Source organism: Streptomyces sp. NPDC093260, assembly GCF_040683715.1.
In the GTDB taxonomy this organism is placed as follows: Bacteria; Actinomycetota; Actinomycetes; order Streptomycetales; family Streptomycetaceae; genus Streptomyces; species Streptomyces sennicomposti.
In genome coordinates this window covers 315,549-329,490 of record NZ_JBFBEK010000005.1, presented here as the reverse complement: position 1 = coordinate 329,490, position 13,942 = coordinate 315,549, and the positions used below count along the sequence as shown (strand labels likewise).

Sequence of the window (13,942 nt, the reverse complement as noted above, 5' to 3'; positions counted from 1 at the left end):
GGCCGTCTCACCCCGTCGCGCCGGCCGCCACCCCCATCACCTCACGGGCGTGTCGGTCCGGGACCATGCCCAGGCGCCACGCCTGCCAGCCCGCGTCCAGGTCCACTCCGCGCTCCAGCAGCAGCTGGTAGGCGTCGACGTAGGGGGCGAGCTTCCCGTCCCGCAGCGGATGGGCGGCGCGGGTGAGCTGCGTCAGCTCCTCCTGCGCCACCGCCGTGCCGATCTCCACCCCGCCCGGCGCCGCGAACGGCAGCAGAGTGCAGCGCAGGAAGCGCGCCCAGTCCTCGCCGCGGGCGTCGCCGTACGAGGCGAACAGCGTCACCGCCTCGTCGCACAGGGCAAGCGCCTGCTGGGTGCGGGCGTTGCCCGCGTCGACCACGGCCAGCTCCAGACAGGTCCAGGCCTCGCCGTGGGCGACGCCGATGCGCTGGAAGTCGGCGCGGGCGTCCACCAGCAGCTGCCGGGCGAAGCCCGAGTTGCGCAGCGAGCCGGTGCGGGCCGCCCGCTGGTCGCGGGTCACCCGCGCCGAGTGGTGCCGGGCGCAGGCCAGCCCGTACACGTCGCGCATCCGCGAGAACATCGTGCGGGACCGTTCCAGCTCGCGCACGGCCTCGTCCAGGTCGCCGGTCTCCTCCAGCGCCTGCCCCAGGTAGTACAGCGTCCACGCCTCGCCGCGCGCGTCCTCGTTGTCGCGGTGCCGGGCGGCCGCGCGGCGCAGCTCGGCCACCGCCTCGGCGGTGTCGCCGGCCACCAGCCGGGCCCGCGCCAGCTGGGTGAGCGCCCAGGCCTCGCCGCGCCCGTCGCGGGTGCGGCCGTAGCGCTCCAGGGCCTGGCGCAGGTCCTCCTCCGCGCGCGGCACGTCGCCCTGGCGCAGCGCGAGCTGGCCGAGCTGGAAGTGGGCCCAGGCCTCGCCGTGCACCGAGTCGCCCGCGCGGTGCAGGACCAGCGAGCCGTTCAGCAGGTCCAGGGCCTCGGCGAGACGGCCCCGGTCGCGTTCCACCGCGGCGAGCGCGTGCATGGTCCAGGCCCGGTCGGTCGCCAGCTCGGGTACCGACTGGAGTTCCAGCGCCTCGCGGAGCCGGGCCGCCGCCTCCGTCAGGTTGCCCTGGTGGTGCAGGGTGATGCCGAGGGAGTTCAGCGCGCGGGCCGCGCCCGCGTCGTGGTGGGCCTCCCGGTAGAGGTCGACGACCGAGGCCAGGGTGGCGCGCGCCTTGTCAAGCTCGCCGAGCTGCCGGGCCGCGATGCCGGTACGCCACTGCACCGAGCGCACCAGCAGCCCCTGGTCGACGGCCTGCGTCAGCTCGCTGATCTCGCCGAGCCGGTACAGGTCCCCGCGCAGCAGGCAGTAGTCGCACAGCGCGCCCAGCAGATGGAGCACGGCGGCCTGGTCGACGCCCTCATCGGCGTGCCGGAGGGCGGCGGTGATGAAGCTGGACTCGTCGTCCAGCCAGCGCAGCGCCTCGTCCAGGGAGGTGAAGCCGTGCGGGCTGAAGTGGTCGGAGCGGGTGGAGTTGTTGCCGTCGACCAGCCGCAGCACGGAGTCGGCCAGCTCGGCGTAGTTGCCGATCAGGCGTTCCTGCGCGGCGGCGCGCTCGGCGGGGTCCTCCTCGTCCAGCAGCCGGGCGTGGGCGAAGGCGCGGACCAGGTCGTGCAGCCGGTAGCGGTTGCCGCGTACGTGGTCGACGAGGCCCGCGCGGGCCAGGGCCGCCAGGTGCCGGCCCGCCTCCGTCTCGTCGGTGGCGGCCAGCGCGGCAGCGGCGGCCGCGCCGAGCGAGGCGCGGCCGGCCAGGGCGAGCCGGCGCAGCAGCCGCCGGGCCGCCTCCGGCTGGTCGGTGTAGCGCAGCCACAGCGCCCGTTCGACGGGCTCGACCGGGCCGTACGCCTCGAGGTCGGCGGCGAGTCGGCGCGGCGAGCGGGGGCCGAGGGCGGAGCCGGCGACGCGCAGCGCCAGCGGCAGCCCGCCGCACAGCCGGCGGATCACCTCGGCGGACTCGGCGTCGTACGGGCCCGAGCTGTCCTCGGCGGCGGCGCCCAGCAGCTCCTCCGCGCCCGCCTCGTCCAGCGGTTCGACGGGCAGTCGGTACACCCAGGCCGACAGGTCGGCGGGCAGGTCGAGCGGCTGCCGTGCGGTGACGAGGACGAGGCTGTCGGAGCGCTCCGGGACCAGGGCGCGGACCTGGCCGGCGTCGGAGGCGTCGTCCAGGACGATGGCGACCGGCAGGCCCGTCACATGCTGTTCGTACAGCTCGCCGAGCCGCTTGACCTGCTGGTCGGGGGAGGAGCGGTCGCGGAACAGTAACTGCTCGCGGGGTGCGCCGAGCCGGTTGAGCAGGTGCAGCAGGGCGTCGCGGGTGGGCAGCGGCGGTTCCTCCGTGCTGTCGCCGCGCAGATCGACCACCACCGCGCCCCGGAACTGGTCCTTCAGATCGTGGGCCGCGCGGACGGCGAGGGTGGAGCGGCCGGAGCCGGGCGCGCCGTGCAGCACGACGACCGTGGGGCGGGTCTCGCTGCTGGCGCGGGCCGCCTGCACCCACTGCCGGATCTGCGCCACCTCCTGCTGGCGCCCAGCGAACGCGCCTGCTGGTTCGGGAAGTTGACCGAAGGAATGCTCCAGCACGCTGCGCCTGCGGGCCGCCGCGCTCTTGTCGGCGCCGCGCAGCCGGGGCGCGGTCTTCCTCGGTGTGGTGGCGGCGGTCAGGACGCGCTGCTGGTCCAGGAAGGGGCGGATGCCGCGCACCTCAAGGGCGGTGAGCCACTGCAGCCGCAGCTGCTCCGGACCGCCGGGCTGGCCGGCCGCGCCCGCCCGGTGGTGGGCGGCGGGCAGATGCGCGGCGGTCACCTTGACGACGGTGGCGGCGGCGCCGGCCGCGCCGACGGTCAGGCCCGCGCCGACGGCGGTGCCCGAGCCGGTGCCCAGCGCCAGGTCGGCGACGGCGGCGGCCACCGCGGCGACGCCCGCGACCAGCAGCGGGGTGCCCGCTCCCTCGCGGGCGTAGCGCTGCGCGAAGGTCTGCTGCCCGGCGGCGGCCTCGTCCAGGGCGCGGGTGTAGGCGGCGTACTCCTCGGCCGCGGGCTCGGCGAGGGTGTCCAGCGCGGCGCGCGCCCGGGCCAGCAGCACCGCACCGTCCGTCCGCCCGGCCGACCGCCGCACCTCCTCCTCCACGGCGGTCACCAGCAGCCGCTCGGCATCCACCCGATGACTGTCCCGCATGTCCCGTCCCCCTCCGGCGCCGACTCCTCGATCCCAAAGTGTCCTTCGCCCCGCGCGGGAAGGCGAGGGGGCGACGATCACGGACCCGGACTCTCGCCGCGTCAGCGCACCGGTCGGAGACATCCCGTCGTGGGGCAGCCGTCGTCCGGTGGGTCGGCCGGGCACATCGCGGGGTCGTCCTCGTCGCCGAAGAGGCGGGCGGCCATGGCGTAGTCGCCGCCGGAGGACGTCAGCGACAACCGGCTGCCGTGGGTGGCGGACTCGTCGGCGGCGTGGCACCTGCCGGCGCCCGCGGGGGCGTGGAACGCCCAACGTGGCTTCGCCTGCGGGGACGGGCGCTGTGAGAGGCTGGGGCGTATGAACCGGTTGGCTGGTGTGACCTCGCCGTATCTGCTTCAGCACGCTGACAATCCGGTCGACTGGTGGCCCTGGGCGCCGGAGGCCTTCGAGGAGGCGCGGCGGCGTGATGTGCCGATCCTGTTGTCGGTCGGGTACTCCGCGTGCCACTGGTGTCACGTCATGGCGCACGAGTCGTTCGAGGACCAGGCCACCGCCGACTACCTCAACGAGCACTTCGTCAGTGTCAAGGTGGACCGTGAGGAGCGGCCCGATGTGGACGCCGTCTACATGGAGGCGGTGCAGGCTGCCACCGGGCAGGGCGGGTGGCCGATGACGGTGTTCCTGACCCCGGACGCCGAGCCGTTCTACTTCGGGACGTACTTCCCGCCCGCGCCCCGGCACGGCATGCCGTCCTTCCGGCAGGTGCTGGCGGGCGTCCAGCAGGCGTGGGCCACCCGCCGGGACGAGGTCACCGAGGTCGCCGGGAAGATCGTGCGGGACCTCGCGCAGCGCGAGATCGGTTACGGCGGCACCCGGCTGCCCGGCGAGGAGGAGCTGGCGCAGGCGCTGCTCGGGCTCACCCGCGAGTACGACCCGCAGCGCGGCGGGTTCGGCGGGGCGCCGAAGTTCCCGCCCTCCATGGCGCTGGAGTTCCTGCTGCGCCACCACGCCCGCACCGGCTCCGAGGGCGCCCTGCAGATGGCCCGGGACACCTGCGAGCGGATGGCCCGCGGCGGCATCTACGACCAGCTCGGCGGCGGCTTCGCCCGCTACTCGGTCGACCGGGACTGGATCGTTCCGCACTTCGAGAAGATGCTGTACGACAACGCGCTGCTGTGTCGCGTCTACGCCCACCTGTGGCGCGCCACCGGCTCCGAGCTCGCCCGCCGTGTCGCCCTGGAGACCGCCGACTTCATGGTCCGCGAACTGCGCACCGGCGAGGGCGGGTTCGCCTCCGCGCTGGACGCCGACAGCGACGACGGCACGGGACGGCACGTCGAGGGCGCCTACTACGCGTGGACGCCGGAGCAGCTGCGCGACGCCCTCGGTGAGGAGGACGCGGCGCTCGCCGCCCAGTACTTCGGCGTCACCGAGGAGGGCACCTTCGAGCACGGCGCCTCGGTGCTGCAACTGCCCCAGCAGGAAGGCGTGTACGACGCGCCGCGGATCGAGTCCGTGCGGCGCCGGCTGCTGGAGCGGCGCGCCGAGCGGCCGGCGCCCGGCCGGGACGACAAGATCGTCGCCGCCTGGAACGGCCTGGCGATCGCCGCCCTCGCCGAGACCGGCGCCTACTTCGAGCGCCCCGACCTCGTGGAGGCCGCGCTCGGCGCCGCCGACCTGCTGGTACGGGTGCACATGGACGAGCACGCCGGGCTCGCCCGCACCAGCCGGGACGGGCAGGTCGGCGCCAACGCCGGGGTGCTGGAGGACTACGCCGACGTCGCCGAGGGCTTCCTCGCGCTGGCCTCCGTCACCGGCGAGGGGGTCTGGCTCGACTTCGCCGGGCTCCTCCTCGACCATGTGCTGACCCGCTTCACCGACCCCGAGTCCGGTGCGCTGTACGACACCGCCGCCGACGCCGAGAAGCTGATCCGCCGCCCCCAGGACCCCACCGACAACGCCACTCCCTCCGGCTGGTCGGCGGCGGCCGGCGCGCTGCTCGGCTACGCGGCCCACACCGGCTCGGAAGCCCATCGCACCGCCGCCGAGAAGGCGTTGGGCGTGGTGAAGGCGCTCGGCCCGCGCGTGCCGCGGTTCATCGGCTGGGGGCTCGCCGTCGCCGAAGCCGCCCTCGACGGGCCGCGGGAGGTCGCCGTCGTCGCGCCGTCGGCCGCCGACGAGGCGGGCCGCACCCTGCACCGCACAGCCCTGCTGGGCACCGCCCCCGGTGCCGTCGTCGCCTACGGCACGGAAGGCGGCGCGGACTTCCCGCTCCTGGCCGACCGCTCGCTGGTCGGGGGCGCCCCCGCCGCCTACGTCTGCCGCAACTTCACCTGCGACGTCCCGACCACCGACCCGGAGCGCCTGCGGGCCGCGCTCGGCGGGTGAGGTGAGGTGAGGTAGGGGACGGGGTCGGCGTCCGGGCCGCTCGATTCCCGGGGCGCACCCGCTCGGCGGCCGGGTGAGCCAGCCAGCCCGGCCGGCGGAGGCAGCCGCCCGCCGCCCGGACACGCCCGCCCGCCGCCCGGACACGCCCGTCCGGCGCCAGGGCACGCCCGCCCGACGCAGGGGGGCCGCACCACTCTTCGGGTGGGGCGGATCAGTTCCCGGGCGCGTCCGCGTCGGTCCCGGATGCGTCCGCCCGTCGCCCGGGCGTGGCCGCCGAGCCGCCGGGTGGGCCGCCCCACTCCGGGGCGCGCCCCCGCGGGTCCCGGGGGCCGACCCGACTCCCGGGCGTGTCCGCTGGACTCATGAGCGACGTGCTCCCTCACTTCCCCCCGCCCGCATGCCCAGCGCCCGTTCCACGATCTCCTCCAGCTGGTCGTGGTGGGCGCCCTTCCAGTAGGCGCGGCCGCAGTCGCGGCACTGGGCGAACACGTCGTAGGTGCGCTGGGTGCCGTGTTCGAGCTGGTCGGCCACCTCGTCCTTGGTGGCCTGCCGCAGCAGTCCGTTGCAGGCGGTGCAGCGGGTCCAGGGGCGCAGCTCGGGGCGGAAGCGGTCCAGGATGTCGCCCAACTGGTCGTCGGGGCGGGTGCTGTAGACGAAGGCGCCCGCCCACAGTTCGCGGCGGCGCAGCAGGCCTCGGTCGCGGCTGAGCAGCACCCGCTTCTCGGCCGCCGAACGCGCGGCGAGTGCCGGGTCGCCGATGTCCGTCGACTCGTATGCCGCGTCGACGCCGAGCAGGCGCAGTCGGCGGGCGAGGGTGCCGAGGTGCACGTCGAGGAGGAAGCGCAGCGGGGCGCCGGGGACCTGCTGGGGGCGTTCGACGGCGCGCACCTCGACGGTCTCCGCCGCGCGCGGGACATGTGAGGCGGGCACCGGGCGGCCGTCCACGACCAGCGCGCCGACCTCGGTCAGGGGCACCCCGAGGGACTCGACGACGTGTCCGAGGGTGGAGACGCCGTCGGTGACGACCGCCGTGGCGCCGCGGCGCCGGGCGTGCGGGACGAACTGGCCGAGGTCGGGGGCGAACTCGACGTGGATCTCTGGACCGTTCACCCGGCCAGGATGGCACGGTCGGCCCGGCCGGCCTGAGGGGTTTTCGGGCGGCGGCGTAGATCCGGGGACGGCCGCCACCACGGAGGCAGCAGTACGGCCACACAGGCAGAAACGGCCACGGGCGGGAACGGGAACGGCCACGGACACGGGAACGGCCACGGCTCGACCGAGCCGTGGCCGTGATGCCGGCCGCAGACGCCCTCACGTACGCGCCGGAGCGGCACGCGGCCGCACCGAGAGGCACCGGTGCCCGCACGGCACCCGGCCGTACGAGAGAACCCGTACGCGGCGCCCCCTACGCGTGCTGGTAGGCCACCAGCGAGATCCCCACGTAGTGGACGACGAACGCGGCCAGCGTGAAGGAGTGGAACACCTCGTGGAAGCCGAACCAGCGCGGGGAGGGGTTCGGCCGCTTGATGCCGTAGACGACGCCGCCCGCGCTGTAGAGCAGGCCGCCGACGATCACCAGGACCATCACGGCGATGCCGCCCGTGCGCATGAAGTCCGGCAGGTAGAACACCGCGGCCCAGCCCATGGCGAGGTAGCACGGGGTGTACAGCCAGCGTGGCGCGCCGACCCAGAGGACGCGGAAGGCGATGCCCGCCAGCGCGGCGGCCCAGATGCCCCACAGCAGCCACTGGCCGGTGGCGCCGGGCAGGAGCAGCAGGGTCAGCGGCGTGTAGGTGCCCGCGATGATCAGGAAGATGTTCGCGTGGTCGAGGCGGCGCAGCACCCCGCTCATCCGGGGGCCCCAGTTGCCCCGGTGGTAGAGGGCGCTGACCCCGAACAGGAGGCAGGCGCTGAGGGCGTAGACCCCGCAGGCGATACGTCCTCGGGTGGAGTCGGCGAGCGCGGTGAGCACCAGTCCCGCTATGAGCACGGCCGGGAACATGCCGAGGTGCAGCCAGCCGCGCAGCTTCGGCTTGATCGGATGAGGCAGCGACAGCGCGGCCGGACCGCGGCCATGGGCCGGCGGGTCCAGGGGCGTGTCGGAGGCGGACGCAGTCATGGCCGCATGGTACCGGCGACCTCGTAAGTCGCGGGTGAGCGGCCACGGGGGCGAAGGACATTGATCGTCCGTACGGGGAAAACGCAAAAAGTCCTTCAGGTGAACCCAACACGGACGCAAAAAAGCGCGGATAACCGTGGGATTCCTCACGCTGCTCACCTGTGCGGCCCTCTGGACAGATGGGCGCGGGAGTCGGATGATCAAATGAGTGCGGTCGGCACCGGATGAGCGGCTACGAAGCATCCGGGTCGCAGCCCCCACGGGGCGACAAGACAAGAACCCCTCATTTAGGAGCAATCGTGGCGCGCGACATCGCGGCTCCCCCCGTCGTTCCCACCCACCACAAGGACCTGATCTCGTGGGTCAACGAGATCGCGGAACTCACGCAGCCGGACGACGTGGTCTGGTGCGACGGATCCGAGGCCGAGTACGAGCGACTGTGCGAGGAGCTCGTCCGGAAGGGCACCTTCCGGAAACTCGACCCGATCAAGCGCCCCAACTCCTACTACGCGGCCTCCGACCCCTCCGACGTCGCCCGCGTCGAGGACCGCACCTTCATCTGCTCCGAGAAGGAGGAGGACGCCGGCCCGACCAACCACTGGAAGGCCCCCGCCGAGATGCGGGAGATCTTCCGGGGCAAGGACGGCAAGGGAGGCGTCTTCCGCGGCTCGATGAAGGGCCGGACGATGTACGTCGTCCCGTTCTGCATGGGCCCGCTGGGCTCCCCGCTGTCCGCTATCGGCGTCGAGATCACCGACTCCGCCTACGTCGCCGTGTCCATGCGCACCATGACCCGCATGGGACAGCCGGTCCTCGACGAGCTCGGCGAGGACGGCTTCTTCGTCAAGGCCGTGCACACCCTCGGCGCCCCGCTGGCCGAGGGCCAGGAGGACGTGCCCTGGCCCTGCAACTCCACGAAGTACATCTCGCACTTCCCCGAGGACCGCGAGATCTGGTCCTACGGCTCCGGCTACGGCGGCAACGCCCTGCTCGGCAAGAAGTGCTACGCCCTGCGCATCGCCTCCGTCATGGCGCGTGACGAGGGCTGGCTGGCCGAGCACATGCTGATCCTCAAGCTCACCCCGCCCACCGGCGAGTCCAAGTACGTCGCGGCCGCCTTCCCGAGCGCCTGCGGCAAGACCAATCTCGCGATGCTGGAGCCCACGATCTCCGGCTGGACCGTCGAGACGATCGGCGACGACATCGCGTGGATGCGGTTCGGCGAGGACGGCCGGCTGTACGCGATCAACCCCGAGGCCGGCTTCTTCGGCGTCGCGCCCGGCACCGGTGAGCACACCAACGCCAACGCCATGAAGACGCTGTGGGGCAACTCGGTCTTCACCAACGTCGCCCTCACCGACGACGGCGACGTGTGGTGGGAGGGCATGACGGAGGAGACCCCGGCCCACCTGACCGACTGGAAGGGCAACGACTGGACGCCCGAGTCGGGAACCCCGGCCGCGCACCCCAACGCCCGCTTCACCACCCCCGCCGCGCAGTGCCCGATCATCGCGCCGGAGTGGGAGGACCCCAGGGGCGTGCCGATCTCGGCGATCCTCTTCGGTGGCCGCCGGGCCAGCGCGGTGCCGCTGGTGACCGAGTCCTTCGACTGGAACCACGGCGTCTTCCTCGGCGCGAACGTCGCCTCCGAGAAGACCGCCGCCGCCGAGGGCAAGGTCGGCGAGCTGCGCCGCGACCCGTTCGCCATGCTGCCGTTCTGCGGCTACAACATGGGCGACTACATGGGCCACTGGGTGGACGTCGCCAAGGGCAGGGACCAGTCCAAGCTGCCCAAGATCTACTACGTCAACTGGTTCCGCAAGAACGACGAGGGCAAGTTCGTCTGGCCCGGTTTCGGCGAGAACAGCCGGGTGCTGAAGTGGATCGTCGAGCGCCTGGACGGCAAGGCCGAGGGCGTCGAGACCCCCATCGGCATCCTGCCGACCCGCGACGCCCTGGACACCGACGGCCTGGACCTGTCCGAGTCCGACCTGGAGTTCCTCCTCACGGTCGACAAGGAGGTCTGGCGCGAGGAGGCCGCCCTGGTCCCCGAACACCTGAACACCTTCGGCGACCACACGCCCGAGGAGCTGTGGGACCAGTACCGCGCGCTGGTCGAGCGGCTCGGCTGAGCCGGCCCGGCCTCGCCGCACGAGCTCCGCGGCCGGCCGCGACTTGCCCTGACCTGCGACGTCGCTCCGGCCGGCCGCGGCATCGATTCGGTGGGCCGGGTGCGCACAACGGCGTGCGCACCCGGCCCTCCGCCGTGTGCACCCGGCCCTCCGCCGTGGGCGGGCCCGCTGCGGCCGCCTTCCCGTCGTCGGGGCACGTCACCCGTGCGGCTCACCTGCCCGTATGGCCGCTCCCGCTCCGGGGTACCCGGGTGGCCTCCCGGTGAAGGAGCGTGATGAGCGCATGGCTGGAGACGGCGACTTCTACAAGCACGACCGTCCGGACGACCCGGGCCTGGCCGAGGACCGCCCGCGCGGCGGCGGCCCCGAGGACCCCCAAGGGCGCGGCAACTGGCCGGTCTGGATGGTGGTCCTGGCGATCCTGGTGCTGTTCGTGCTCTTCGTGGTGATCTTCGGCTGACGTCGTCCGGCCCGGCCGGCGCGCCCCCTTCGGTGTCACAGCGTGCGCTGGAGCAGCACCGTGTCGAGCCACCGGCCGTGCTTGTGGCCGACCGCGGTCAGCCGGCCCGCCTCGGTGAAACCGAACCGGCGGTGCAGGGCCGCGGAGGCCTCGCTGCCGGGGGCGGTGATCACCGCGATCACCTGCCGCACCCCGGCCCGCGCGCACGCGGCCGGCAGCTCGGCGAGCAGGGCGCCGCCCAGGCCCCGGCCGGTGGCCGCCGGGTCGAGGTAGACGGTGTCCTCGACGGTGTTCCGGTAGGCCGGTTTCGGCCGCCACGGTCCGGCGTAGGCGAAGCCCGCGATCCGGCCCGTCTCCTCGGCGACGGGGAACGGCAGCCCGCGCCCGGCGATCTCCTCGAACTTCAGCTCCCACCCCGCGAGCGGGCGCGGCTCCTCGTCGAAGGTGGCGACGCTGTGCAGGGCGTGGTGCCCGTAGATGCGGGCGACCTCGGCGAGATCGGCGGGCAGGGCGGCCCGGACGGTGGCGGTGGGGGCGGCCACGGCTTCTCCCTCGCCTCGGAAACGGGGCTCTTCCCCGCCTCGGTAACGCGGCCGGGGCGATGCGCCCCGCGGGGCGACGCCGCTGGAGACACGGCCTCGTGCTCGCCTCGCGGACGCGGTCCGCGCAGTGTAGGGCACCCGGTCCGCGCGTCGCTGCGGGTGCGCGCGGACCGGGGCCGACAGGGTCCGCCCCCGGTCTTGGCCGGCCCGGCGCGAGGCGGCCGGACCGGAGGTGACCGGGGCGGGACGGACGCGTGGCGTCCGGAGGGGAGGAGCGGGGTCTGCCCGGCAGGCTCTACTGCGCGGCGCCGATGGGCCTGCGCGGTTCCTCCTGGGCGGCGGCCGCGTGCGCGTCCATCCGCTCGGCGGCCAGGATCGCCGCCTTGGTGTCGGCGCGGGACGCGGCCACGACGAGGGCGCGTCCGGCGAGCGTGTGCGCCCGCCGGTGCAGCGCCGGCGCCTGGTCGGCCGTACGGCCGGCGGACAGGGCCGCCCGCAGCGGGGCGCGGCCGCCGCGCAGGCGGGCCACCTGCTCGGCGAGCCGTTCGGCCGCGGTGTCCAGGTCGGCCGAGGACGGGGTCAGCGCGCGCAGCTCGTCGGTGACGGCGAGCAGCGCCGCGAGATGACCGGCGAGCTGGATGTCCAACTCCTCCCCGCGTGAACGGTGGGGGAAGTCGGAGTCGGTGCCGGCCATCGTGTGGACCGACTTGGCGCGGATCGGTTCGTACATGGGATGGCCTCCTGTGCTCTGACAGAAGACATCCTAGCTTAGAATTCGTCTAAAGTTGAGCCCGTTCGCCGAACCGGTCCGCGCGCACACCGAGGGTGAGCGTGCCGGATCGGGCGTACAGAGCGGAGGCGGGCGTCAGGGCTGGCCGTAGCCGTCCAGGAAGTGGCCGATCCGGCCCACCGCGTCGCGCAGGTCGCCGACCGAGGGCAGGGTGACGACCCGGAAGTGGTCGGGTTCGGGCCAGTTGAAGCCGGTGCCCTGGACGACCATGATCTTCTCGCGGCGCAGCAGGTCCAGGACCATCTGCCGGTCGTCCTTGATCTTGAAGACCTTGGGGTCCAGGCGCGGGAACAGGTACAGCGCCCCCTTGGGCCGTACGCACGTCACCCCCGGGATCCGTGTGAGCAGCTCGTGGGCGACGTCCATCTGCTCCTTGAGCCGGCCGCCGGGCAGGACCAGGTCGTTGATGGTCTGCCGGCCGCTGAGCGCGGCGACCACGCCGTGCTGTCCCGGCATGTTCGCGCACAGGCGCATGTTCGCCAGGATGGTCAGGCCCTCGATGTAGGAGTCGGCGTGGGCGCGCGGGCCGGAGATCGACATCCAGCCGACCCGGTAGCCGGCCACCCGGTAGGCCTTGGACATGCCGTTGAAGGTGAGGGTCAGCAGGTCGGGGGCGACGGAGGCGGTCGGGGTGTGCGTGGCGCCGTCGTAGAGGATCTTGTCGTAGATCTCGTCGGAGCAGACCAGCAGGTTGTGCCGGCGGGCGATGTCGGTCAGCCCCTTGAGCACCGCCGGGTCGTAGACCGCGCCCGTGGGGTTGTTGGGGTTGATGATGACGATCGCCTTGGTGCGGTCGGTGACCTTGCGCTCCACGTCGGCGAGGTCCGGCATCCAGTCGGACTGCTCGTCGCAGCGGTAGTGCACGGCGGTGCCGCCGGACAGGGAGACGGCGGCGGTCCACAGCGGGTAGTCCGGCGCGGGCACCAGCACCTCGTCGCCGTCGTCCAGCAGCCCCTGCATCGCCATCACGATCAGCTCGGAGACGCCGTTGCCGATGAAGACGTGCTCGACGTCGGTCTCGATGCCGAGGGTCTGGTTGTGCATGACGACCGCGCGGCGCGCCGCCAGCAGGCCCTTGGCGTCGCCGTAGCCGTGCGCGGTGGAGACGTTGCGGAGGATGTCCTCCAGGATCTCCGGGGGGCACTCGAAGCCGAACGCGGCCGGGTTGCCGGTGTTCAGTTTGAGGATGCGGTGACCGGCCGCCTCCAGCCGCATCGCCTCCTCGAGCACCGGGCCCCGGATCTCGTAACAGACGTTGGCGAGCTTGGTCGACTGGATCACCTGCATGTCTGGGAGCTTACGGCCGGGTATCGCCCGGTGGCCCGTGTTTTCCGCCACGTGAGACGTTCCGGGGGCCCCGGCCGGACGCGGGTTGACGCCCGCGCCGGTGCCGCCGGTCACCGCACTGCCTATGCTTTCCGGCCATGTCCATGCCTTCCGACCGCCCCGCCGTCCCCCGCGCGGGTGATGTGCCCCAGGGGCCGCCGAACGTGTACCACCCGCAGGCTCCGGCGGCCCCGGCGTACGACGGGTACGCCGACCCGGCCGCGGCGCACGGGTGGCAGAACGCGTACGACGAGACACGCGAACTGCCCCCGCTGACGGCCGAGACCCTCGCGAGGCAGGGGCAGGGGCAGGGGCAGGGGAGCGAGGGCGCGGGGCCCGGAGGCCGGGCCGGTACCGGGGGCCGCGGTGCGCGGCGGGCCGCCGCCCGGCGCTCGCGGGGGTCGCGGCGCGCGGTGGCGGTCACGGGGGCGGCGGGGGTGGTGTCCCTGGCCGCGGTGATCGCCGGTCTGTCGGCCCTGCATTCGTCGGCGGACGGTTCAGGGCGCGGAGCGGGGCGTACGGTGCCGACGGCCGGCGCGGCGGACGTGCCGCCCGTCGCGGACGCCGCCCCGACGGCGGGCGGCCCCACGGCGCCGACGGGGACCGCGCGCCGGACCGCCGCGCCCCCGGCGGCCGCGCCCGCCCCCCACGCGCCCGCGGCCACCGCGTCGAGCCCGGGCGCCGCCACGCCGTCGGCCGGCACTCCGACACCCCGCAGGGCGACCGAGGCCCCCTCCGTCTCCCCCTCCGTCACGTCCGCCGCTCCGTCCCCGACCGCGGGCGCCCCGTCTCCCTCTCCCACGGGCGGCTGGGGTCACGGCGGCCGGCACGGGGGCGGCGGTCACTGGCACGGCGGCTGAGGGGAAGCCGCAGCGTTCCCCCTCCCGTCCCGCTGGTCCCCTCCGCGTTCTTGTGGGCGTGCCCCCCTCGCCATCACAATGCGCATGACAAACCAGGCGCCCGGAAGATCTCCG

General features: G+C 74.1%; 11 protein-coding genes. 4 read left to right on the top strand and 7 right to left on the bottom strand.

The features are described 5' to 3' along the window. Positions 1 to 7 precede the first annotated feature (7 nt). Both AB0N63_RS09445 and AB0N63_RS09440 read right to left on the bottom strand, forming a co-directional pair. Positions 8 to 3,211 (bottom strand): tetratricopeptide repeat protein, encoded by a 3,204-nt coding sequence (locus AB0N63_RS09445; RefSeq protein WP_365526357.1) that lies wholly within the window; start codon positions 3,209 to 3,211, stop codon positions 8 to 10. 101 nt (positions 3,212 to 3,312) lie between these two features. Next, positions 3,313 to 3,450, bottom strand: coding sequence for a hypothetical protein (locus AB0N63_RS09440; RefSeq protein ID WP_365526355.1), 138 nt, complete (start codon positions 3,448 to 3,450; stop codon positions 3,313 to 3,315). Between the two features lie 118 nt (positions 3,451 to 3,568). Here AB0N63_RS09440 and AB0N63_RS09435 point away from each other — a divergent pair, with 118 nt between their 5' ends. Beyond that, complete coding sequence (locus tag AB0N63_RS09435) at positions 3,569 to 5,599, top strand: thioredoxin domain-containing protein (RefSeq protein ID WP_365526353.1); 2,031 nt, start codon at positions 3,569 to 3,571, stop codon at positions 5,597 to 5,599. Between the two features lie 360 nt (positions 5,600 to 5,959). Here the strand turns inward: AB0N63_RS09435 and AB0N63_RS09430 are convergent, their stop codons facing one another. After that, entirely contained in the window at positions 5,960 to 6,709 is a 750-nt protein-coding gene (locus tag AB0N63_RS09430; protein ID WP_365526350.1) for a Mut7-C RNAse domain-containing protein, read from the bottom strand. Positions 6,710 to 7,004: 295 nt separating this feature from the next. Further along, on the bottom strand, positions 7,005 to 7,718 hold the full coding sequence (locus tag AB0N63_RS09425; RefSeq protein ID WP_365526348.1) for a hemolysin III family protein: 714 nt from the start codon (positions 7,716 to 7,718) through the stop codon (positions 7,005 to 7,007). 299 nt (positions 7,719 to 8,017) lie between these two features. Here AB0N63_RS09425 and AB0N63_RS09420 point away from each other — a divergent pair, with 299 nt between their 5' ends. Together AB0N63_RS09420 and AB0N63_RS09415 are read left to right on the top strand one after the other, a co-directional pair. Then, positions 8,018 to 9,850 carry a phosphoenolpyruvate carboxykinase (GTP) gene (locus AB0N63_RS09420; RefSeq protein ID WP_365526345.1) on the top strand — a complete coding sequence of 611 codons (1,833 nt, stop codon included), beginning with the start codon at positions 8,018 to 8,020 and terminating at the stop codon, positions 9,848 to 9,850. A gap of 283 nt (positions 9,851 to 10,133) precedes the next feature. Next, a complete protein-coding gene (locus AB0N63_RS09415) occupies positions 10,134 to 10,310 on the top strand; it encodes a hypothetical protein (RefSeq protein WP_365526343.1) in 177 nt (58 codons plus the stop codon). A gap of 35 nt (positions 10,311 to 10,345) precedes the next feature. Here AB0N63_RS09415 and AB0N63_RS09410 read toward each other — a convergent pair whose 3' ends face one another. From AB0N63_RS09410 to AB0N63_RS09400, 3 genes are all read right to left on the bottom strand, one after another. Further along, on the bottom strand, positions 10,346 to 10,852 hold the full coding sequence (locus tag AB0N63_RS09410) for an N-acetyltransferase family protein (RefSeq protein WP_365526341.1): 507 nt from the start codon (positions 10,850 to 10,852) through the stop codon (positions 10,346 to 10,348). 295 nt (positions 10,853 to 11,147) lie between these two features. Then, a complete protein-coding gene (locus tag AB0N63_RS09405) occupies positions 11,148 to 11,582 on the bottom strand; it encodes a hypothetical protein (RefSeq protein ID WP_365526339.1) in 435 nt (144 codons plus the stop codon). A 135-nt stretch (positions 11,583 to 11,717) separates the two neighbouring features. Then, positions 11,718 to 12,929 (bottom strand): pyridoxal phosphate-dependent aminotransferase, encoded by a 1,212-nt coding sequence (locus tag AB0N63_RS09400; protein ID WP_365526336.1) that lies wholly within the window; start codon positions 12,927 to 12,929, stop codon positions 11,718 to 11,720. A gap of 137 nt (positions 12,930 to 13,066) precedes the next feature. Between AB0N63_RS09400 and AB0N63_RS09395 the strand changes: the two genes are divergently transcribed. Beyond that, positions 13,067 to 13,828: a hypothetical protein gene (locus tag AB0N63_RS09395; protein WP_365526333.1), complete on the top strand. Its 762-nt coding sequence runs from the start codon at positions 13,067 to 13,069 to the stop codon at positions 13,826 to 13,828. The last annotated feature ends 114 nt before the right edge of the window (positions 13,829 to 13,942 follow it).